Raw genomic sequence first — 20,472 nt, forward strand, 5'->3', positions numbered from 1 at the left:
GAAAGGAAGAAGACGTGAGCATCGTGATGGAAGAAGAATTCAAGCGTTGGACGGCGAAGCGTAAAGCGGCGCTGGTGACGGAAATCATTCAGGGCAAGGTCAGTGTGGCGGAGGCCAGCCGCTCATTTGATCTGCCACCCTCAGAGATCGAAGAGTGGGTAGATGAAGGGAAACGGGGCATGGAGAATGCCTTGCGAGCCAAGCCCCTGGAGATCAAAGAGCAGTACGAAAGGCAGCTCAAGGAGCTCCAGGAAGCCTACGGCGAAGCCATGCTGGAGTTACGCGCCAGAAAAAAATTGCAGTCCCTGTTGGGCGAGGACGAGAAATGATCGAGACGATCCGCCAGGGACTGAAAGCTGATGGCCTTACCGTCTCGATCAATAAACTTTGCCAGTGGTTCGACGTGCCGCGGCGCACGGTGTATTACCAGCCGACCAAAGCGGCCCCGAAAGTCCAGGATGCAATTGCCCAGCCGATTAAGGCGTTGATCAACGAGCACCCTTCTTTTGGTTACCGGACCGTGGCTGCGTTGCTGGGCATGAACAAGAACACCGTACAGCGGGTGTTTCAACTCATGAGATGGCAGGTCAAGAAACGGCCCGTAGGATTCCGACCGCGAGTGCAGGCGCTGCCTTCGGTCGCGCAGGCACCCAATGAGCGCTGGGCCACCGATCTGTGCCGCATTTGGGCTGGGCGAGATCAGTGGGCGACCCTCGCCTTGGTGATCGACTGCCATACCCGAGAACTGCTGGGCTGGCATCTTTCCCGCTCAGGCAAGGCCAAGACTGCCGAGGCCGCATTAGAGCAGGCCTTGATTGCCCGCTTTGGCACCTTGGGGAGGGTGCCCACGCCCTTCCTGCTTCGCAGCGACAACGGTCTGGTCTTTACCAGCCGCAGTTATACCGCCTTGGTCAGGAGCTACGGCCTACGCCAGGAGTTCATCACGCCTCACACCCCGGAGCAAAACGGTATGGTGGAGCGGGTGATCAGAACCTTGAAGGAGCAATGCGCTCACCGTTATCGATTCGAGACCCTGCAACATGCGTCTCGTGTCATTGGCGACTGGATTGGCTTTTATAACAACCGCCGGCCTCATCAGGCCCTCGGCATGAAAACTCCGGCACAAACCTTTGCTTTAGCAGCCTGACCTGTGCAGATTCTGCTGGGTCATTACACCCCTTTCGAGAAAATTACTTCCTCTAATTGCCGGGGGATTACCAATACGAGTTGGTACGCGCCCCTATTGACTTTTATAAATCGAAAGAGAGAATGGCAATTCTATTATTTAGAACAGTGATTACATTTTCACATAATTTACCAAAGATCAGTGGTGTTCTGACGGTATTCGCAAAGAATCAACTGACTGGGATTTTCCGGTTGATTCGATGTGGAGGTATGCGCGCGGGCAGCTGATCCAGCCGGATTTCCTCGAATATGGTGAGGCGGAGGATGTACAGGGTTTCGTAGAGCGAGGCGGAAAGATACAGCCGCTTCTTTCCTTAGGATATCGACGACCGCATAGACGGAAACAGTAAACCAAGCCTAGTACATGTTGTTCTCCGAGGAGCGGAAAAAGCACCTGATACGCAGATGCTGCTTTATTTTCTTGAAGTACAACCCGATCTGACAACTTGCTAAACAACCCCGTTACGAAAAAGTTGAGATACCGCTAATTAAATATATGCGCAAAAAAGGAGATGAGTAAATGGGAAACACATTTGGCACAAAACGTCGGGTCTCTACAGGTCCTTTAAAAAAACGCATCGCCGAGGAACGTAGAACAATGTATTTAGAGGTCATAACCGATGCAGCTGAGAGAATTTTCGCGAGTAAAGGAATGGCCGGAGCTCATATGCAAGAGATTGCAGCAGAGGCAGATATATCGCTTGGTACGCTTTATGCGGCAATTGATGGTAAGCAATCAATTCTTTCGGAAATTCTTAAGGTCAGACTAAAAGGGTTCTTAGACTGCATTCAAGCCGCACGCGATTTGCACGACAGCACCCTAGGTCGTCATCTCTCAGTTGTTCGAGCAGGAACCCAGTATTTTCTTAAGAATCCAAACTTCTTACGCATGTGCTGCAACGATCGCTCTAATTGGGCATCGTCACCTTCTTTTTCGATCCTCAAAGGTGAACTTGGTCCTGGTGGCTTTGCTTCAATTCCATATCAGTTGTTTGTGTGTGGAATTTCTGAAGGAATTTATGTAAATGAAGACCCAGGATTATTAGTCAGAAAAATGCTAGCACTTAAGCAGGCAGAGCTTATTTACTGGTTGGATCATGATATGACAACGCCTGATGAGGTAATTCTTGAACGAGTTGAGAGTCAATTTATACGCGCATTCTGCATTCATCCTGAACTGGTAAGCCAGGATCGTTGATGAATGTTTAAGATCGAGGAGAATTAAATGGAACAAAAGCAATCTTCAAATAAATCTGAGCGGAAAAAATTTTCATCAAGGCTTACAACGTTCCCAATCTACGCCGAATCAATTGGAGACGCATGGTTGCAGCTTCTCAATTTGGTATTGCGAGTCGGGTTTGAAAAGAAATTCGAGAATAGTAGTCGTAGTCGGGTTGCTGAATCTCTAAATGTAATTCTGACGATCGAGCAAGTGGGTAATGAAAATGATTTTTATAAATTCTTTGGATTTAGCTCTGATGCTGTTCAACGTCGTTTAAAAATAATTGAATCAGCCGTAACCAAATTAACTAATAAAAATCAACAAGACAAACAAAGGGTTGGGCAAATAGAAATACTGAGTAATCAGTTAAGGGAATCACCAGATAACGACGTAAGTATTTTTTTTATCGATGATGAAAGTAACAGAATCAGTACAGATTTCACTTCAGTCACATTCAGTGTAATTGATGGGAAGTTAATTGGCTCTTTCACCCAATTGAAGGCGAATATATTTACTGAATGGCCGATCGAGGCATTGGCGCTTGCCCATTTTCAGCGAAAAGTCGCCGAGCAGGCCGGCCTTGAGATTGGGGCCTTGGTTTATATGATTAAGTCCGCACAACTTTATGATGAAGATTGGGAACGTGCGGAAGAACATCTTAAAGAATTCTTTAAACGACCATTGCCGCTTCAAATAGACCCTGCAGGAATATTCTTATTTGGAAACAACGGTGGAAAAGCAAGCGCAATGCTTCTTGATCATGATGCTAGCGAAATATTCTGGGAGGGTGGGTTTGATGATCCGGAAGACTTGTCATGGTACATCGTTGATGTCATGCCGTGGTTACATCCTCAGCACATCCGCTATGTTGGCCAAGAATGTGCCGCATTAATGCGCGCCATCAAAAGCAAAGAATGTTACGTGCAAGGCTAGGCCACTAAGCTTAATTAATTTTAATCATTCCAAAAAATAGATTCAAACCTAACAGGAAGTGGTCAGGTAGGTTTTAAAAATAAAATCTACTGGTGTTTGTAAGGATTTACAACATGCGTGAAGGAGGGGATTGAATGAGTAAGTTACTGATGGAGGCGGTTTACCGCACGGCGACAGGACCGGTTATGCCTGAAGATGTATTTGAAAATGAAATCTTGCCAAGTACGCTTGCTGCAGTGCAGTCAAAGTACCGAATCGAGTGGGACCCTGACGATCCGACTATGACTGATCCTGATCTTGCGGATGCGATCTTTAAAGCAGGTAAGGAATATCTTCTTGAGGCCGGCCTGTACTGCAAAAACACAAAACGAGTTGTTAAGTTTACTGAGCAGGAAATCAATGAAGCTATAAGTACGGCACGTAAGGAAGTTACGATCGGATCCGGTCGCCAAGAAATTACGATTAAGCCCCGGGCTCCTGGTGACTCGCAACATCTTTATACATTTCCTCCTGCTGGTGGCCGTTCAACAAATACTGAACTGTATAAGCTATTTGCAATTTCAGTAATGCAGGAACCAACATGTGATGGCGTGATACCTATGCCATTGTACTCTATAAATAAAATGAAAAATATTGCGGAGACACCTGCTCAAACTCTTGCTTGCCTCACAGAGGCCCGCCTCATGAATGAGGCGGCCGCAAGAGCAGGGAAACCGGGCCTCTGGTTTGGATTTCCCATGACCTCAACGACTCCGCATACTTTAATAAGTACATTCGCTTCTGGTCTTTACAACAAACAAAATTGTGCACTGCCAGTTCAAATTATTCAGGAAATGCGTATTGATTATGATCGATTAAATCTTGCATTTCATGCCGAACAGATAGGGCTTGAACCGTGGATGAGCTCCTGTCCGGCGCTGTATGCATATCTCTCCGGCCCAGAGCAGGGCGCGATTCAGATTATTGCGCACACTTTGGCCATGTTGGCCTATTCAGGAGGAGCCATTACTCAGGCCATGTCGGTCTCGGTTCATGGTCCCTATTATGGAAACGATATCTTCTGGTGCAATTCAGCCGCAGCACTGGCAGCAGAGCGAAATTTAAAACTGCCTTGGATTACATTCGGTAGAGGCAGCGGGTTAGGAGCAGATAGTCCTTTAAATGAGAGAGCTTGGTACGAAACCGCATGTGCTGTAATCAACGCAAGCATATCTGGGGTAGAAGGTTTATGGCTAGCAGGTGGAAGCACTGCTCTTGAGGCGAGATGGGCTGGTGAGCTTGCTCGTGCATCAGCGGGGCTATCGCCCAAAGATGGAACCGAAATTATCAGGAAGTTGATGAAAATTGCGGATTCTATGGAGTCTGTTCCTGATCAAAATGTCGAGCTTAATATCGAAGAATTGTATGACATATCCACATTGCAACCCAAGAAAGTCGCATTGGATCATTACCATAAGTTAGTCAGATCCATGAAGGAATTTGGCCTTAACTACATAACTTGGGACTTTTAACTCAGGATTTAGAAAAGTCACTGGCGTCAAGAGCTCGCCTTGATTTGAACTTTGGAATGAATTTTGAATAATTAGAGGAGATTTTAAATGTTTTCAATCGAAGATCTGCGGCAACTTGTGAGTGAAACAAAACCTGATGAGGCTGCTGCGATGACAAGAGCACTTCTTGACGCCGGCTTCGAACCCATGGCCATATTGGAAGATGGAGTCATGAGTGGGTTAAGTGATGTAGGAGATCGATTTGCAAACAGAAAAGCAATTGTTCTTGACCTTGTTCGGGCAGGTGTAACGGCAAAAGCCTGCATTCCAATCATTCAGGCTGCATTTCCTGCAGGAGAAGGAAAGAAGATAAACAAAAAAATCGTTCTAGGAACAATGCTTAGTCAGCACAATATTGGTAAGAACCTCGTAAGCACATTGCTCACAATCGCTGGTTTTGAGGTGATTGATATTGGAGAGAAGAACAGTCCATGGAATTTCTATGAGCAAGCAGAAAAAACAGGCGCAGACATGATTGCTGTGTCAGTAGTTTTTGCCCCTGCAATGGAGAAATTCTCAGAATTGGTGAAGCTTCTCAAGGATATGAATGTACGAGAGAAGTACCCGGTGATAGTCGGTGGCGCAGTGACTACAGATGACTGGGCAATAAGGGAAGGTGCGGATGGCTGGGGGGCTCAGGCAAAAGATGCCGTGAGGCTGGCAAAGCAGCTATTGCAGGTTGCTTGATTTATGGAAATCCCGAGCAAGTAGTTGCGAAATGCAACTACGGACAATGGTGACGCCGGAATAGGTGTCAGTTTGTGTGTAATACGTAGTACTGCTTGTGGGTGAATAAGGTACGAGAGCGCTATTGCGCATGGATCTCTTCGTCCAATGTGACCTGCATGCCTGTTTGAATGAGCCGCTCGCCGATTTACAGGTTTAGCCATAGGAAACGGAGACGGTATGGGTAAATTACTCTTCTCAGAGTAGCGGGTCATCACTGGCGTCGATCAAGGAGTAGGACAGGGAGGGGCTACGACGGTACTGATGCAACGAAGAGATGGGGTTGCAAGCTACATACATACCGATCCAGAACAGACAATGAACAAGATTCTTCGCCGCCGCATTCTGATAGTTGCTAGCGATTGCAGTATTCGTGCAGACCTTGAGGATAACCAGCACCGTTTTGGCATCGTTCTGCATCATGACAACCACCATGTATTAAACGTGGTCGCCGATAATGTACACCTCCGCAGCCCCTGGTCGCAATGCAAAGGAGCTATTACCCTGTTGTCCCGGCTGGTGGGTATGGCCCTGGTACCTCACCCTCAAGCGGCCTATCGGTATACACCTGGAGCCGAACAGTGTACCCACTTATTCGACCTGGCTAGCCTCGCCATTGCTCACGCCACCCGTGGCACAGCTCGACGTCAGTATGATATGGAGGTACATACTGACGGTTTCCAGGTTGTTCCAATGGAAAAGGGTGTCCTTCTGAAAGGACATCGTAGACTTTATCTCTATCGTGATGGGGTCTTGGTGTTGGATTGGCCCCTAGATGGAGATGTGATAACAGCGGGTCCCTATGCCGGCCAGAATGTACGTACTATGATGGCTTGGGTCGAGTCCTCAACTCATGATCTCGACGAAGTTGAAGCTATCGCTATCGCCCGCCGCACCTTAATCGTATCCATATCCCTGTTGTTTGACATGGACAAACTGCCGCCTAGCTTCACCACATCGGCACGCGCTGGCGCATGCTATTCCTATCAGCCCGCCCTGATTCCAACACTCACCCGCGCCCATGGCAGCAGCCGGGACTTCTCTAGTCGCCCAGACGCCCTTCTGTCAGACCTGAAATAGCGCTGGACGTGCGACGCACCTGTTCCAAATACTGGCACACCTTCTCTGCTCCATCTAGTAGTCGTGGAGTATGGCGTTGAATCAATTCAGGTGGAATATAAAATAGATTGTTCCGGGACACGGCTGTCATGCTTGCCCATCGCCGCCAATCTTCTAGCCATTCAGGTCTGGATTCGTCCATGCCCGATGCGATAATCACTTCAGGGTTTTCTGCCAGTACTGCTTCCTCGGTGACTCTGGGGGCGAGGGTGCCGAACTGAGCGAATATATTTTTTCCGCCGCAAAGTGTTAGAACATTGCTGATGATCTGTTGACCACCAATGGTCATCAATGGATTCTTCCATACTTGATAGAACACCCGGACAGGTGGCTGTGTGGCATATCGGATAGCCATGGTCTTATGACGATTACGGAAGCGCGCTGATTCGGTTCGGGCGATAGCGCTAGTGCCTGCCAAGATGCCGATTTGATCGATGTTGCGCGCTACATCGTCAATTTGATCAGGCTGGGTGAGGAATATCTTGAGACCAAGTTGGCGCAAACGCTCGACTTGTTCCTTCGGATTGCCGCTGACCCAGCCTATTACAAGATCTGGTTTCAGACTTAGGATAGTCTCTGCGTCAAATCGGGTATAGCCACCAACCAGTGGCAGCTTTTTGGCCGCTTCCGGATAGGTACTGTACTGTACTGCGCCAACAAGCCGGCTGCCGGCTCCAGCTGCATAGACCAATTCTGTTACGTGAGGTGCCAAGCTAACAATGCGCTTGGCCGGGCTGTCCAACTTTAGGGTGTAGCCTGCATCGTCCACTAGGGTAACAGGGGACGTGGCTCCGGTAGCTGTTGGGCACAATATGAGGATTAGCAGCGGGAACGTGGCAAGAAGCGTCTTCATGGATGGTGGTCGATATGGTCAAGTGCGAAACTCAGTCGTTGCCATTGTTCCTCATCACCAGGCAACCCTATACGTAGGGCTGGTGGGCTATCAAAAAGACGAGTAAGGATACCCTGGCGCGCCAAGGCATGATGGAGCCTTGCAGCATCGTTCCTTGGAATGTAGTGGAATAGGCTGCTGGTCGTGTTTCCCTTGAGGCCAAAGCTGGCTAATATTGCCGCCAGTCTCTGGCTGGCCTGAACCAGCCGGCGGCGTTGGTTGAATTGCCAGGGCTGGTCGGTAAGTGCCTGCACTGCAACGTGGCGGCATGGATGGGCTATGGACCAAGGCCCCAATTGATCACCCAGAATGGTGAGTAATGACGCCGGTCCGATGACAAAACCCACTCTCGCCCCTGCCAAACCAAAGAACTTGCCGAGAGAACGCAGCACTATCAGGCTAGGACAGTTGGCACCGACATTGGATATTAAACTTCCTGTTGGATCAACGTCAGCAAAAGCTTCGTCTATTACAAGCCAGCCTCCACGTCGATTCAACTTGTGAGCGACAGCTAACAGCTTATCGGAGGAATGCCGATGACCGGTTGGGTTATTCGGATTGATAACAACTACCACATCGGCATTCGTCGCCACATCATCTAATGATTCTGGAGAGAAAGTCCGCACTTGATGGGATTCTCGGTGCCAGGCTCTCAAATGCTCTGCGTAACTCGGTACTTGCACGGCTACAAGGCAAGGAGTACGCAAGCGAGGTAAGGCTTGAATCGCTGCCTGAGATCCAGCCACGGGCAATAAAGACTGATCTTCTCTCAGTTCGTAATATTTTTGTGCCACAGTCTGAAGTTCATCGTCTTCCTCGGGTAAACGTTCCCAACAATTGCTGGGCGGCGGTGAGAAAGGATAAGAGAAGGGAGCGATACCAGTGGATAAGTCTACCCACTGGTGGATGGGTATATCCCACTGTATGGATGCTTGTCTTAATCGGCCGCCGTGGTGCAGTGGTGCTAGCGAAGATGAAGAAGATGAAGCGTGTTGGGACTGATATTGGGCCATGGTGAAAGCACTAAGGGATCATCACCCGTCAGATAGTTGTTTCGGAGACACCGGCAGACTCGAAGCTGGCCATCTGCACCAGGAAATTTGCTGCTGCTTGAATGAGTGGTAATGCCAATGCTGCGCCAGTCCCCTCGCCTAAACGCATGCCAAGATTCAGTAATGGTCTTTTACCTATGGCATCCATCTGAATCTTATGCCCGGGTTCTTCTGATCCATGGGCAAAAACACAATAATCCAGCAGGTGAGGTTGAAGCCTGGCAGCTATAAGCAGGGAGGCAGTGACGATGAATCCGTCTACAATGATCAACACACCGGCTTCGCCAGCGGCGAGTAGGGCACCTGTCATCATTGCGATTTCGAAGCCGCCAAAGTGGGTTAGGATCGCCAAGGGATCGGAATTTCCACGATAGCGGGATGCGGCTACAGAGAGTAATTCCTGCTTGCGTATAAGGCCGACATCGTCGAGTCCGGTCCCGGGGCCGATACAGGAATTCAATGGGGCAGGGGCTAGGTAATGAGTGATTAATGAAGCTGAAGCGGTATTGCCAATTCCCATTTCTCCACAAGCTAATACATTGCATCCGTTTTGGATCAACTGTCGAACAAGCTCACTTCCTATTTCGATCGCCGCATGGCATTGGGCGTCGGTCATGGCAGGTCCTTCCAGGTAACTGGCAGTTCCAGGAGCAATCTTGGCATCTATAAGGCCTGTTCGTTTTCCAAAAACATGAGCGACGCCTGCATCCACCACTTGCAAAGACCAGCCCAACTGGCGAGCGAATACATTAATTGCAGCGCCACCTGCCAGGAAGTTTTCCACCATTTGCCAAGTGACTTCTTGAGGATAGGCAGATATGCCTTCGTGAGCAGCACCATGATCGCCTGCGAAAACCAACAGATGAGGGGCAACAATTTCTGGTGATAGCGTATTCTGGATGCGACCGAGTTGTAGGGCCAGTTCTTCTAGCCGTCCCAAGGCTCCCTTTGGCTTGGTTTTTAGATCAATCTTGCGTTGCAAGGCTTCATCAAGGGTAGTCTGAAGCGGGCGCAAGTCGGCGCCAATTTTTCTAAATGAATGCATCCGATTCTCCAGTTGACAGTCCAAGACATGGGTACGATTTCCAGCCATGGCCCAGTAGGACGTTGATTGGATCACTCGCCGGCAGGTCTTCTGACTCCCGGATTATTCGCCTTGCCCGCACCTTCCCGTGGATGATTATCGCCACAGTGGTTGGTAATGGACCATGCAGGCAGCGTCCCCGGTCACAGCGGCGGGCCCGCCACGGTTTCGCACCGTGTTCCCTTAGCTAGCGAGGTGTGTTACCACGCTGATTATCAATTCCACAAATGTGGTATGTCAAAGTTCCACGAGTGTCTCGATACGTTTCTATTATGAGTGCGCATACAATCTGCTCCGATGCTGGAGAAATCTATGAATAGCGGATTGTTGCTGCTGGCTGCCCTCGGAGCAGTGATGTTGGATCGATGGCTGGGGGAACCCCGACAATGGCATCCCCTGGTGGGGTTTGGCCGCTTGGCAGGCGCGATCGAGGCGCGCTGGCGGGTGGAAAACGCCATCCCGCGCCATGGACAGATTCTCGGCCTGTCGGCTTGGTTGCTCGCCGTGGTCCCCCTGAGCCTGCTAGCCCTAGCCTTGTGCCGTCTACCGTGGGGGCTGGGTTGGCTGGCATCATGCCTGTGCTTGTATTTCAGTCTGGGCGCCCGCAGCCTAGAACAGCATGTGCTCGCCGTGATTCATCCGCTGGAGGTGGGCGACCTTACCACCGCACGTGTCTCGCTGGGGCGGATCGTTTCTCGGGATACGGCAGTGCTGGATGCTGAGGGAGTAACGCGGGCCGCACTGGAAACCACGCTGGAGAACGGAAATGACGCCGTATTCGGTGCCCTGTTCTGGTTTGCCCTGCTAGGCGGGCCGGGGGCGGTGCTGTTTCGCCTGGCCAACACCCTAGATGCCATGTGGGGCTACAAGAGTCCGCGCTACCGCAACTTCGGCTGGGCGGCAGCCCGACTGGACGATGCGCTAAACTGGCTGCCCGCACGGCTGACGGCCTTGACTTATGCCCTGCTGGGAAATACCACACAGGCGATCAGCTGCTGGCGGCATCAGGCACACAGTTGGGATAGCCCTAATGCAGGGCCGGTAATGGCGTCAGGTGCCGGAAGTCTGGGGCTTATTCTCGGTGGCACTGCAAGCTATCAGGGCGTTGGTGAGCAACGGCCGCTTTTAGGAGCTGGCAGGAGTCCTATTGCCAGGGATCTACATCGAGGGCTGGGATTGGTCCGTAAGGGCCTCACTGTTTGGCTAACTATGGGGATCATGGCCTGGTTCGCGAGTCAGCTGATATGACTCAGTCCAACTTCCGGGATTCGCCATAGGGTTGCTTGCGCAAGACGCAGTTCTTAAGATCACAAATCCGGCAGGGATCAACCTTAGGAGATTCGGAGCGGCCACCAGGCACCAGCCCAACGATTGCGAGCAGGCTTTTCTCGGGGATCATCATGTGTTGATCATTGAGCCTTACAGGCACCTGTCCCTTGGGCAGATAATTGAAAAGCACCTCGATGTCGCTAAGCTCCCATTCAGTATAGCCGGGGCCATAGCGGAGCGTGCTGCCCAATCCCCTGCTGCTGGCATCCTTGCAGGAATCAGCCTGTAATCCCTCCATCAAAGAGCTGATCGCAGCCGTGGCCGCGCTGTCTAAAGCCAGGGCCTCCAGCATGTCACCATCGTCTGTGTACTGCCGGACCTTTTCGCTGACGCGGGGCCCTAGGGTAGCTAGAATGAGACGGATAGCACTGGATTTGCGCAATATCTTGCTCAATCGTCGGCTACGTAGACAGCCTTGATCCGTGAGTCGAATCTGCTCCCCATCAATACATTCGATGGGGATTTCCAACCAAGTTCCCCAAGGCTGTGCTAGCCCGTCTAATTGGGCTAGCTGCTCGTTGATGACCTCCTGAATCGGAGGACTTATCGGCTGACCATGGGGATAGCCCATCAAATGATGAAGTTCGTTCCTGTCCACTATGAGCTTTCGGTCTGCCAGGCGATTGATCATTATGCATACTCCGCCGGCTTTGGCCGCTGCCCTGCCAGGCTACCCTTCAAGGATGGAAAGTCGTCTTCGGCATGGGGCAGTAAAGTGGCGTCCACGAAGTCCTGGTTGAAATAGGGATCAGCGGTGAGCTCAATATATTCAACCAACCGGGCGATCTGGTCAGCCTCGGTGCGGCGGCGGGCGTCGAGCAGGGCGATGCGGGCGCCGTCGCCTGCGGCATTACCCACGGACAAGATGTTTTCCAGGCCTGAGTCCGGAAACATGCCGATTGCCAAAGCGCGGCCCAAGTCAATGACACTACCGAAAGCGCCTGCGATAAGCACTTTATCTGGCTGCTGTCGGCCGAATTTACGAAGTAAAACTTGAGCTCCAGCGTAGAGAGCGCCTTTTGCCAACTGCACAGCTCGGATGTCGGCTTGGGTGAAGCAGATATCGCGGCCTATGCCAGTCTGGGTCGCCCAGGCGATGACGAATTCCAGTCTACCGTCAGTATCTCGACGTAAGCGCTCGCTGCCTATTTCCTCGACAAAACGACCACTGTGGTCGATTAGCTCGGCGTTGAGGAGTTCGGCAACAATGTCGATCACGGCAGAACCGCAGATACCCAGGGCGCCGATTTCATTGGCCGCGATCTTGTTGCTCCAGTAGGGGTTGCCGATAACGCGAAAACGCAGCTCCCTCGTGGTGGGGTCGATACGCACGCGTTCGATAGCCCCTGGTGTGGCGCGCATACCGAATGATAAGTTGGCACCTTCCAGTGCCGGCCCTGTGGGGCAGGAAGCCGAGAGCATGCGATCCTGGTTTCCTAAGATCAACTCGCCGTTGGTGCCTATGTCAATGATCAGTTGTAGGGCCTCCCCGGTATGGGGTCCCTCGGCCAGGGCCACGGCCACATTGTCGCTGCCGACGAAACCGGCTTCCACCGGCATCAGATGGATATTTGCCGAGGGCAGGATGGAAATACCCAGGTCCCGAGCCTTGATGTCCACGGAGCGACAGACGGTGGGTGCGAATGGCACCACACCAAGGGCATGGGGGTCGATGCCTAGAAAGATGTGGTGCATCACCGTGTTGGCAACAAGTACAATCTCACTGATGTCATCGGTAGTGATTGATACCTGCATAGCCAATTGCCGTGCCAGCTGGCTCAGGGTATCGGCCACCATTTTCTGCATGGCCGCCAGTTTCAGGGAGCCATTGCAACTGGCGATGCGGTTCATGATGTCATCGCCATGACCCACCTGGGGATTGAGGGCGGAAGCGCTGGCTAAGGCTTCGCCTGTTTCCAGGCTGCACAGATATGCGGCGATGGTGGTAGTGCCCAGATCGACCGCCATGCCATAGGTGGCCAAGCGCTCGCCGCCGACGATGCGGATCACCTCGCAATCGTTCCAGACCGTGACGGTTAGCACACCGCCGTTGGTACGTTGGGCCTGGGGCAACGTGCGCAGGGCATGGAGGTCGATGTTCATGGCGGCCAGGCCCTGCTGTTCCTCCAAAATATCGGCCAGCCGCTCCCAGTCGCCAAGCCGGGATGCCAGGGTTGCGGGGGGCAGTTCGACCCGGTAGTTGCGCACCATCGGATCCACATTTATCTCCCGTTGACCCAGGGATTTCCTCACCACGGCATGGGTACGACGGGACTCGTCCGGGATGTACACCATCAGTTCGCCAAGCACTCGGGCCTGACAGGAAAGGCGCTCGTCGGCTCGCATTCTGCCTTTCTCAATCAGGTGGCTTTCCGTCTGACGATGGCTGGAAAGATTGTCGCCGTGGGAACGGATATCGTGATCCTCGAAGTGGCCTTCAAGGACGCGAACTCGGCACTTGTGGCAGGAACCCCGGCCGTTGCATACGGCCTCGATCGCTACGCCAAGATCCTTGGCGGCATCTCTCAGGGTTGTGCCGGCGGCCACTTCGGCCATGGTGCCCATGGGCATGAAGCAGACGCGGTGGGATTTCTTATCCTGATTTACCTGGGGATTAGGACTGGACATGATTTCTCCTGGGGTAGAAGGGACGACCCTCTCGGTGGGGCCGTTCCCTGGGGGTAATGGTTGTCGTGTTGCCGTGCGTCAGTCGATGGAAATCCGATAGGTCTCCCTGAAGCGGGCTTTGAACTCCTGAGCCGTGAAGCGATGGTTCTGGGTACCAGGGCTTTCGATCTTGATGGCCCCCATCAGTCCGGCGATGCGACCGGTGATCTCCCAGTCCATGCCATGGAGCAAACCGTGAAGCAGCCCGGCCCGATAGGCATCGCCGCATCCCGTTGGATCGCTAATACCAGACACCTTTGCAGGTGGGATTTCGTAGGTTCTGTTAAACGTATGGATCACCGAACCTAGGCTGCCGAGAGTCACAATCAGTGCATCGGCATTGCGCAGCACATCCGCCTCTGTCCAGCCGGTGCGGTTTTGCATTAATTGCCATTCGTAGTCATTCACAGTGACCCAATTGGACTGGGCAATCAGCGCACGTAACTCCTCGCCATTGAACATGGGCATACCCTGTCCTGGATCGAAAATGAAAGGGGTGCCAAGTTCGGCGAACTGACGGGCATGCTCAACCATCCCTTCCTTGCCATCAGGCGATACGATACCAATTTTCCCTAGCTCGATTTGCGTAAGGTTATTGCGATGCGCATGGCTCATGGCGCCTGGATGGAACGCGGTTATCTGATTGTCGTCTATGTCGGTTGTGATGAATGCCTGGGCTGTGAAGCAGTCATCCAGTGTTATGACATGCCTGTTGTCGATATCGAAACTTGTTAGCCACTCGCGGTAGGGGGCGAAGTCCTTGCCGACAGTGCCTACCGGTAGAGGGATATCGTCGAGTAGCGCCAAGTTGTATGAAATATTTCCAGCGCATCCACCGAATTCCCTGCGCATTGCTGGGACCATGAATGAGACATTCAACATATGTATCTTGTCCGGCAGGATGTGGTTCCTGAATCGATCGTGAAACGACATGATGTTGTCGTAAGCAAGTGAGCCGCAGATGATTGCTTTCATAAAAAACTCCATTAACTCCTCTTTAGTCCAGAGGGGGGGCTTGATAAATCACCGAGCCATCAGACCTGGTGTGTAGGTTGCCTCAGACGAATATTTTCGTGTCTGGTGCTGAGGGCTTGTTCAACGCATGGATGCCGTATAAGGCGCCCCGGATGAATTTCTTTCTATCCTCTTGTGATACGGAAATGCCGGTAAAAAATAGCCTATTAATAATTGGTCCAATGACAATGTCAGCAGCAAAGCCAATGTCAATGTCGTCCGGTAATTCACGACGTAATGTCGCACGTCTCAGAACTTCTATGAGCGGACGGCGACGCTCGTTGAAAATTGGATCAAGCTTGGTGGCCAGTGACTTGTCACAAATTTGCTCCTTGCCGAGCGCTGCCAGTACTAGTGCAAGCGGCGACTTTTCCATCACCTGGACGAGTGATTCCAATAGCTGTTCCAAGTCCAGCTCCAGGCTTCCCATATCAGTACTGACCAATGGCGGAAGTTGCTGAAACGCATCTGCAACCAGTGAATGTTTCGAGTTCCAGCGTCTATAGATCGTAGCCTTGCCTACCCGAGCCCTTTCCGCCACAGCAGAAATGGTCAGACGATCGTAGCCTGTTTCGGCGAGCAAAGATAACGTTGCATCAAGAATGGCACTATTGACCTCGATGCTCCTTGGCCGTCCATTGAGACTTACATTTTTTTTCACAGCGTTATAAATCTGACCAGGTTGAGTCTCGCATCATTCATTGATACCTCGCTCTGGAAAAAATAGTTCGAGAACCAGATGTAGATAATGCTAGGTATTAAACGAAACTAAGCGTAGCGAAGGCTAACTTCACAAATCAAGGGTAGTCAATAGCAATCCTGTAGTACCTTTATTGGTTACTACACACAAGTATATAAATCAAGACAAAGCCAGGCCGGTATTGACAACAATTGATAAATGTAATTTCATTACGAAACGATACGGACAGTAGCGATATGAATTCAATAATAGCGAAACGAAAGGGATTTGTATGAAGTTTTGGCAGTCTATTTTTCAGGTGGAAAGTGATCAGATGTTCGATGTCGTGAGATTAAGCGAAAGTGTAGGTATGCACGGCGTTCTGATTTCTGACCATCTGTTGCATCCCGAGAAACAGGATTCGACTTACCTATATTCTGAGGACGGAAAGCCGCCCACATTCTCCGCTGAAACACACTGGCCGGATTCCTGGTCCCTTGCTGCTGCGCTGGCGGCCGTTACCAGCAAGCTCTACTTTTGCACAAACGTATTTATCCTGCCTCTTCGGCATCCTATCGAAGTCGCCAAGGCCACAGGCAGCGTTTCCTTCTATTCCGGCGGAAGACTAATGATCGGTGCCGGCGCTGGGTGGATGAAGGAGGAGTTCGACATGCTCGGGGTCGATTGGGCCACACGGGGCAAGAGATACGACGAGTGTATTGAGGTCATCCGCAAGCTGCAAAGCGGCGGCAAGGGCGAATATGCAGAACATCATGGGGAGTTCTTCGACTTTCCCCGCATCGTTCTTGAACCGAAACCTGCAACGCCGGTGCCCATTCTGATCGGCGGGGCAAGTGGACCGGCGCTACGCCGCGCAGCGCGCCTTGGGGATGGCTGGATCAGTCCACCAGTCACGGTCAATGGTGGTATTGAAAAAATGAAAGCAATTAACAAAATGCGCGCCGATTACGGTATGCAGAACCGTCCCTTTGACTCGATTATCGCTGTTTGGGGCGAGGAACTCACGACAGATGGAATCAAGCAGCTCGAGGATGCAGGCGCTACAGGAATCGTCAGTTTTCCTTGGCTGTTCACCTACGGTAGGCCAACCTCTCTCGACGAAAAGCGCGCATACCTTGAAAAGTATGCCGAAACGGTGATGGCGAAATTTCAATAGAGGTCGACATGAATCTGAAAGAAATAAAGGAAAAGTATCCCGATCTTAGCTTTGAGGAAATCGACCAGGACGAAAGCTGGGAGGAAGACGATTCAGGCTACTGCTTTGTCATTGAGGCCATGCCCAAGCACAAAAAGGTAAGAGCCACCGTGATGGTAGACGACTTGCCTCGTGTTGCTTTCACGGGTGATTCAGTAGGAATTCGCAAGATGTTGGTCAAGTGGAGTATTAATCGTGACCACCTGGCATATCTGGCCTATGAGCTGGGTAGAGCTGAAATGGCATTACGCGATGGATCGAAGTTCCTACAGGAATAAATCGAAAATCAGATAGGAGGAGTACGACATGAGCAGTATTCAAGCAATCAAAGAAGCCGTCTGGAAGCTGAAAAAAAAAGAAGCCATGACTCTGGTAGAGCAGGGCTTGGCAGAAGGCCTTGACCCCACGAGCATGCTAAAAGAAGGTGTGATCGCGGGCTTGCAAGAGGTTGGACGAAAATTCGGCATTGGCGAATACTTCCTGGCTGAGTTGGTGATGGCTGGCAAGGTCGGCGAACCCTGCATCGACATGATTACCCCTCATTTGCCACCAAATGCCGAAGGAAAGATGGGAACTGTGGTGATCGGTGCCGTCAAAGGCGACCTGCACACGATTGGCTATGGTTTGGTCACCACCCAACTTGAACTCGCTGGATTTGAAGTGCATAAATTGGGAATTGACCTTGACAGCCGTTACTTCATTGAGAAAGCAATCGAGTTCAACGCCGACATCATCGGCCTGTCAGCATTCTTGGTTACAACGATTCCGTACTGCCCTGAGGTTCTCGGCTATATGAAGGACATGGGAGTGCGCGACCGATTCAAGCTGATCATCGGGGGAACCGAATGCACACCTGATAAGGCCGACGCCATGGATGCTGATGGATGGGCATTGAATGCCATTGCAGCCGTACCTTTGTGCAAACGGCTGATGGGCAAGGATGTGGGAGACGAATCCCAAAAGGCCCAGACCTACGACCATAACTGGTGGTACAACTCTCGCCGCTTTGGCACCTGAGCGCATCAATCAACTGACAAGGTACGATCAAAATGATTCCAACCATTGATTTCCAACGCCGTTGTAATGCAGGTCCCGTTACCGCAGTCGACGACTTCGATCTCGAACTTGCCTTCAAGGTACGCGAGTTGGTGGCCGAATACGATATCAAATACACCCCAAACCAGCTTATAGTTGATGACCGAACTGCTGATGCTATTTTTGAAGCTGGGTTGGACTTGCTGTCTTCTGTTGGTCTGCATCATCAGCAAACTGGCCGCGTTGTGCAATACAACCGGGAGGAGCTAGTCCAGATTGCCGCTGAGTCGAAGGCTAATCCAGCCTGCGTTACGTTGGGTAAAGGCACGGACAAAATGTCCTTGCGTTATCGCAAGGGTAGCGATACCTGGGCACCGACTAATTACGGCGGCCCCTCCGGCGTTGCTGATCCGGAATGGTTTATTCCCTACGTGCAATCGTTCGCGCAAGAGTCTCATGTTAAAGGTATTGGGATCTGTCCCGGCATCCCACGTTTAGGCGAAATTGATCCTAAGGCTGGCACTCTGTCAGAGGTTGCTATTTCACTATGGGAGCAAGAAGCATTACGCGAGGCGCTTAAGCGTGCGGGGCGGCTAGATATGAATCTTGGCCTGCTCTGCACCGCAAGCACAGCAGGTGGAACCATGTCAGTGATGTCGGCTGGCTACAGAGATGCCCGAAATACGCAAATCGGCATCCATATCATGCCGGAGCAGAAACTCGGTTGGAATCCACTGTTGCTTGCACAGTACTGCGAAATCAACGGTATCGAACCCTGGCAAAGTTCGATGTCTTGCATTGGCGGTCTGTGCCGTGACGGCGCCGAGGTAGCGGTCACCATGATTGCTAATGCAGTTGGCCAGATGAGTTACGGCAAGGGTTCGACCATGAGTATCTTTGCTAGCCATCTGAGTGGTGCTTATGCAACACGTGAGAGCAATTGGGCCGTTGGAGCTGCGTCTCGTGCCTCGGAGCAAAACATGGGCTTGGCTATCGGCACCACTCTTTCGGGAACTGAGCCTGCCTGGCGCACGCCGCTTGCGTTGCTGCAGGCTGCCGGGCAGGCTGTAGTTTATGTGGCTAGCGGTCTCTCATACGCATGGATCTCAGGTCACACTGGTCTCGAAGCCAGGTTGATTGGAGAAATGATGGATGTCCTTGCGGGCTATCCAGCCGATAAGGCCAACGAACTTGGGCTGCGTATTCTGGCCCGGGTCGAAGAAGAGGCGGCGAAGTTACCTGAAACGCGCAAGCAGCGTCCATTCCCGGAAGTCTACGATCTTGATACGGTAAAACCCAAGCAGGATTATGAGACTGGCTGTCTGCGCATGCGTGACGAGCTGCACAAGCTGGGCATGCCTTACCGTTAATCCGACCACCGAGCACGGGCCGGTCCATTCTCATTTCTTGGTGGATTTGTCGGAGTGGCCTGGCCTGTGCGGTGGCCCTTAGGGGCCCGCAAGGTACTCATATTCTCGGGAACAGAACATGTTCAACAGCAGTGAAACTATCGCCGGATTCGACGAGGCCCTCTGGGAAGCGGTGTTATCCGAACAACAGCGCCAAGAGGATCATTTGGAGCTGATTGCCTCGGAGAATTACTGCAGCCCGCGGGTACTCGAGGCCCAGGGTAGTGTATTGACCAACAAATATGCTGAAGGTTATCCGGGACGGCGGTACTACGGTGGTTGTGAGCATGTGGACGTCGCCGAGCGACTTGCCATCGATCGCGCCCGCGCCCTGTTTGGGGCCGACTATGCCAATGTACAGCCCCATGCAGGTTCCCAAGCTAACGCCGCAGTTTATCTGGCTCTGCTCAACCCAGGGGATACAATCCTGGGAATGAGCTTAGCTCATGGGGGCCACTTGACCCATGGGGCGAAACCCAATTTTTCCGGACGAACATATAACGCCATTCAGTATGGGCTTGACCCCGCGTCGGGCATGCTCGACTACGCGATCATGCGGAAGCTTGCGCTGGAGCACCGCCCTAAATTGATCGTTGCCGGCTTCTCGGCCTATTCAAGAGTCGTTGACTGGCAGAAGTTCCGAGATGTCGCTGACGAGGTTGGCGCATGGCTGATGGTGGACATGGCCCATGTCGCCGGTTTGGTGGCCACAGGTCTGTATCCGAATCCCGTACCCGTCGCCGATGTGGTGACCACGACAACCCATAAAACCCTGCGTGGCCCCAGGGGGGGGATGATTCTTGCTCGGGCCAATTCAGAACTAGAAAAGAAACTGGATTCGGCTATCTTCCCCGGCATTCAGGGGGGGCCCTTGATGCATGTGATTGCGGCCAAGGCGGTTGCTCTAAAGGAGGCTTTGGCCCCGGACTTTGTCGTCTATCAGCGTCAGGTGATTGATAACGCGCGGGCTATGGCGCGCACGATGGAAAGCCGCGGCTATCGAATCGTTTCCGGCGGTACGGACAACCATATGTTCCTGGTGGATCTGACCGGCAGGGACATTACCGGTAAGGATGCCGAGGCGGCCCTTGGCCGTGCGTTTATCACCGTAAATAAGAATGCTGTGCCGAATGATCCACGTAGTCCCTTTGTGACTAGCGGCATACGTATTGGTACACCTGCGATGACGACGAGGGGATTTGGTGTCCGAGAATCGGAAGACCTCTCGGAGTGGATTTGCGATGTCCTGGATCGGCCGGCGGATGGCGCAACAATTGTGGCCGTCAGACAAAATGTACTGGATCTTTGCAGGCGGCATCCAGTGTATAGGGTCATGGCATCTGATATTTAATAATGCTGA

20 protein-coding genes and 1 riboswitch are annotated in these 20,472 nt (G+C 51.9%); of the genes, 13 read left to right on the forward strand and 7 right to left on the reverse strand.

What is annotated here, in order from left to right:
• The first annotated feature begins 14 nt into the window (after positions 1 to 14).
• The 7 genes from DENOEST_RS05460 (at position 15) to DENOEST_RS05490 (ending at position 6,696) form a co-directional block, all read left to right on the forward strand.
• A complete protein-coding gene (locus DENOEST_RS05460) occupies positions 15 to 329 on the forward strand; it encodes a DUF1153 domain-containing protein (protein WP_145772135.1) in 315 nt (104 codons plus the stop codon).
• A complete protein-coding gene (locus DENOEST_RS05465; protein WP_145772134.1) occupies positions 326 to 1,147 on the forward strand; it encodes an IS3 family transposase in 822 nt (273 codons plus the stop codon). The genes DENOEST_RS05460 and DENOEST_RS05465 overlap by 4 nt, the downstream gene beginning before the upstream one ends.
• Positions 1,148 to 1,705: 558 nt before the next feature.
• Positions 1,706 to 2,383 carry a TetR/AcrR family transcriptional regulator gene (locus DENOEST_RS05470; protein ID WP_145772133.1) on the forward strand — a complete coding sequence of 226 codons (678 nt, stop codon included), beginning with the start codon at positions 1,706 to 1,708 and terminating at the stop codon, positions 2,381 to 2,383.
• A 27-nt stretch (positions 2,384 to 2,410) separates the two neighbouring features.
• Positions 2,411 to 3,340: a thymidylate synthase gene (locus DENOEST_RS05475; RefSeq protein WP_145772132.1), complete on the forward strand. Its 930-nt coding sequence runs from the start codon at positions 2,411 to 2,413 to the stop codon at positions 3,338 to 3,340.
• A 134-nt stretch (positions 3,341 to 3,474) separates the two neighbouring features.
• A complete protein-coding gene (locus tag DENOEST_RS05480; RefSeq protein WP_145772131.1) occupies positions 3,475 to 4,851 on the forward strand; it encodes a monomethylamine:corrinoid methyltransferase in 1,377 nt (458 codons plus the stop codon).
• 87 nt (positions 4,852 to 4,938) lie between these two features.
• The gene (locus DENOEST_RS05485) at positions 4,939 to 5,577 is read left to right on the forward strand and encodes a cobalamin B12-binding domain-containing protein (protein WP_145772130.1); all 639 of its coding nucleotides are present in this window, start codon (positions 4,939 to 4,941) and stop codon (positions 5,575 to 5,577) included.
• Between the two features lie 357 nt (positions 5,578 to 5,934).
• Positions 5,935 to 6,696: a DUF2889 domain-containing protein gene (locus tag DENOEST_RS05490; RefSeq protein ID WP_170228303.1), complete on the forward strand. Its 762-nt coding sequence runs from the start codon at positions 5,935 to 5,937 to the stop codon at positions 6,694 to 6,696.
• On the opposite strand, the gene DENOEST_RS05495 is transcribed toward DENOEST_RS05490, so the two are convergent.
• Genes DENOEST_RS05495 through cobT form a run of 3 tightly spaced genes read right to left on the reverse strand, consistent with a single transcriptional unit; the run spans position 6,659 to position 9,724 of the window.
• Positions 6,659 to 7,588 (reverse strand): cobalamin-binding protein, encoded by a 930-nt coding sequence (locus DENOEST_RS05495; RefSeq protein ID WP_145772128.1) that lies wholly within the window; start codon positions 7,586 to 7,588, stop codon positions 6,659 to 6,661. The genes DENOEST_RS05490 and DENOEST_RS05495 overlap by 38 nt on opposite strands.
• On the reverse strand, positions 7,585 to 8,640 hold the full coding sequence (gene cobD, locus DENOEST_RS05500; RefSeq protein ID WP_145772127.1) for a threonine-phosphate decarboxylase CobD: 1,056 nt from the start codon (positions 8,638 to 8,640) through the stop codon (positions 7,585 to 7,587). The genes DENOEST_RS05495 and cobD overlap by 4 nt, the downstream gene beginning before the upstream one ends.
• A gap of 28 nt (positions 8,641 to 8,668) precedes the next feature.
• A complete protein-coding gene (gene cobT / locus DENOEST_RS05505; protein ID WP_145772126.1) occupies positions 8,669 to 9,724 on the reverse strand; it encodes a nicotinate-nucleotide--dimethylbenzimidazole phosphoribosyltransferase in 1,056 nt (351 codons plus the stop codon).
• Positions 9,725 to 9,787: 63 nt separating this feature from the next.
• Positions 9,788 to 9,991: riboswitch (cobalamin riboswitch) on the reverse strand.
• An 84-nt stretch (positions 9,992 to 10,075) separates the two neighbouring features.
• Here cobT and cbiB point away from each other — a divergent pair.
• On the forward strand, positions 10,076 to 11,011 hold the full coding sequence (gene cbiB, locus DENOEST_RS05510; protein WP_145772125.1) for an adenosylcobinamide-phosphate synthase CbiB: 936 nt from the start codon (positions 10,076 to 10,078) through the stop codon (positions 11,009 to 11,011).
• 1 nt (position 11,012) lies between these two features.
• On the opposite strand, the gene DENOEST_RS05515 is transcribed toward cbiB, so the two are convergent.
• The 4 genes from DENOEST_RS05515 to DENOEST_RS05530 all read right to left on the reverse strand — a co-directional run bounded on the left by DENOEST_RS05515 (position 11,013) and on the right by DENOEST_RS05530 (position 15,434).
• Positions 11,013 to 11,723, reverse strand: a complete 711-nt coding sequence (locus tag DENOEST_RS05515) for a hypothetical protein (protein ID WP_145772124.1) — start codon at positions 11,721 to 11,723, stop codon at positions 11,013 to 11,015.
• The gene (locus tag DENOEST_RS05520) at positions 11,723 to 13,720 is read right to left on the reverse strand and encodes an ASKHA domain-containing protein (protein WP_145772123.1); all 1,998 of its coding nucleotides are present in this window, start codon (positions 13,718 to 13,720) and stop codon (positions 11,723 to 11,725) included. Before DENOEST_RS05520 ends, DENOEST_RS05515 begins: the two co-directional genes overlap by 1 nt.
• A 78-nt stretch (positions 13,721 to 13,798) precedes the next feature.
• Positions 13,799 to 14,734: a carbohydrate kinase family protein gene (locus DENOEST_RS05525; protein WP_145772122.1), complete on the reverse strand. Its 936-nt coding sequence runs from the start codon at positions 14,732 to 14,734 to the stop codon at positions 13,799 to 13,801.
• Between the two features lie 82 nt (positions 14,735 to 14,816).
• Positions 14,817 to 15,434 carry a TetR/AcrR family transcriptional regulator gene (locus tag DENOEST_RS05530; RefSeq protein WP_145772121.1) on the reverse strand — a complete coding sequence of 206 codons (618 nt, stop codon included), beginning with the start codon at positions 15,432 to 15,434 and terminating at the stop codon, positions 14,817 to 14,819.
• Between the two features lie 310 nt (positions 15,435 to 15,744).
• On the opposite strand from DENOEST_RS05530, the gene DENOEST_RS05535 reads away from it, so the two are divergent.
• From DENOEST_RS05535 to glyA, 5 genes are all read left to right on the forward strand, one after another.
• The gene (locus tag DENOEST_RS05535; RefSeq protein WP_145772120.1) at positions 15,745 to 16,629 is read left to right on the forward strand and encodes a TIGR03619 family F420-dependent LLM class oxidoreductase; all 885 of its coding nucleotides are present in this window, start codon (positions 15,745 to 15,747) and stop codon (positions 16,627 to 16,629) included.
• Positions 16,630 to 16,637: 8 nt separating this feature from the next.
• A complete protein-coding gene (locus DENOEST_RS05540; RefSeq protein WP_145772119.1) occupies positions 16,638 to 16,946 on the forward strand; it encodes a hypothetical protein in 309 nt (102 codons plus the stop codon).
• A gap of 28 nt (positions 16,947 to 16,974) precedes the next feature.
• On the forward strand, positions 16,975 to 17,685 hold the full coding sequence (locus DENOEST_RS05545) for a cobalamin B12-binding domain-containing protein (protein ID WP_145772118.1): 711 nt from the start codon (positions 16,975 to 16,977) through the stop codon (positions 17,683 to 17,685).
• A gap of 32 nt (positions 17,686 to 17,717) precedes the next feature.
• The gene (locus tag DENOEST_RS05550) at positions 17,718 to 19,073 is read left to right on the forward strand and encodes a monomethylamine:corrinoid methyltransferase (RefSeq protein WP_145772117.1); all 1,356 of its coding nucleotides are present in this window, start codon (positions 17,718 to 17,720) and stop codon (positions 19,071 to 19,073) included.
• A gap of 118 nt (positions 19,074 to 19,191) precedes the next feature.
• Positions 19,192 to 20,463: a serine hydroxymethyltransferase gene (glyA, locus tag DENOEST_RS05555; protein WP_145772116.1), complete on the forward strand. Its 1,272-nt coding sequence runs from the start codon at positions 19,192 to 19,194 to the stop codon at positions 20,461 to 20,463.
• Positions 20,464 to 20,472: the final 9 nt, after the last annotated feature.

The organism is Denitratisoma oestradiolicum, from assembly GCF_902813185.1.
Classification (GTDB): Bacteria; Pseudomonadota; Gammaproteobacteria; order Burkholderiales; family Rhodocyclaceae; genus Denitratisoma; species Denitratisoma oestradiolicum.

Coding starts and splice junctions, on each gene's coding strand:
- glyA (WP_145772116.1), top strand. CDS start 19,192: ATGTTCAACAGCAGTGAAACTATCGCCGGATTCGACGAGGCCCTCTGG.
- DENOEST_RS05550 (WP_145772117.1), top strand. CDS start 17,718: ATGATTCCAACCATTGATTTCCAACGCCGTTGTAATGCAGGTCCCGTT.
- cbiB (WP_145772125.1), top strand. CDS start 10,076: ATGAATAGCGGATTGTTGCTGCTGGCTGCCCTCGGAGCAGTGATGTTG.
- DENOEST_RS05485 (WP_145772130.1), top strand. CDS start 4,939: ATGTTTTCAATCGAAGATCTGCGGCAACTTGTGAGTGAAACAAAACCT.
- DENOEST_RS05475 (WP_145772132.1), top strand. CDS start 2,411: ATGGAACAAAAGCAATCTTCAAATAAATCTGAGCGGAAAAAATTTTCA.
- DENOEST_RS05520 (WP_145772123.1), bottom strand. CDS start 13,720: ATGTCCAGTCCTAATCCCCAGGTAAATCAGGATAAGAAATCCCACCGC.
- DENOEST_RS05515 (WP_145772124.1), bottom strand. CDS start 11,723: ATGATCAATCGCCTGGCAGACCGAAAGCTCATAGTGGACAGGAACGAA.
- DENOEST_RS05545 (WP_145772118.1), top strand. CDS start 16,975: ATGAGCAGTATTCAAGCAATCAAAGAAGCCGTCTGGAAGCTGAAAAAA.
- DENOEST_RS05490 (WP_170228303.1), top strand. CDS start 5,935: ATGAACAAGATTCTTCGCCGCCGCATTCTGATAGTTGCTAGCGATTGC.
- DENOEST_RS05535 (WP_145772120.1), top strand. CDS start 15,745: ATGAAGTTTTGGCAGTCTATTTTTCAGGTGGAAAGTGATCAGATGTTC.
- DENOEST_RS05540 (WP_145772119.1), top strand. CDS start 16,638: ATGAATCTGAAAGAAATAAAGGAAAAGTATCCCGATCTTAGCTTTGAG.
- DENOEST_RS05525 (WP_145772122.1), bottom strand. CDS start 14,734: ATGAAAGCAATCATCTGCGGCTCACTTGCTTACGACAACATCATGTCG.
- DENOEST_RS05480 (WP_145772131.1), top strand. CDS start 3,475: ATGAGTAAGTTACTGATGGAGGCGGTTTACCGCACGGCGACAGGACCG.
- DENOEST_RS05465 (WP_145772134.1), top strand. CDS start 326: ATGATCGAGACGATCCGCCAGGGACTGAAAGCTGATGGCCTTACCGTC.
- DENOEST_RS05495 (WP_145772128.1), bottom strand. CDS start 7,588: ATGAAGACGCTTCTTGCCACGTTCCCGCTGCTAATCCTCATATTGTGC.
- DENOEST_RS05470 (WP_145772133.1), top strand. CDS start 1,706: ATGGGAAACACATTTGGCACAAAACGTCGGGTCTCTACAGGTCCTTTA.
- cobD (WP_145772127.1), bottom strand. CDS start 8,640: ATGGCCCAATATCAGTCCCAACACGCTTCATCTTCTTCATCTTCGCTA.
- cobT (WP_145772126.1), bottom strand. CDS start 9,724: ATGCATTCATTTAGAAAAATTGGCGCCGACTTGCGCCCGCTTCAGACT.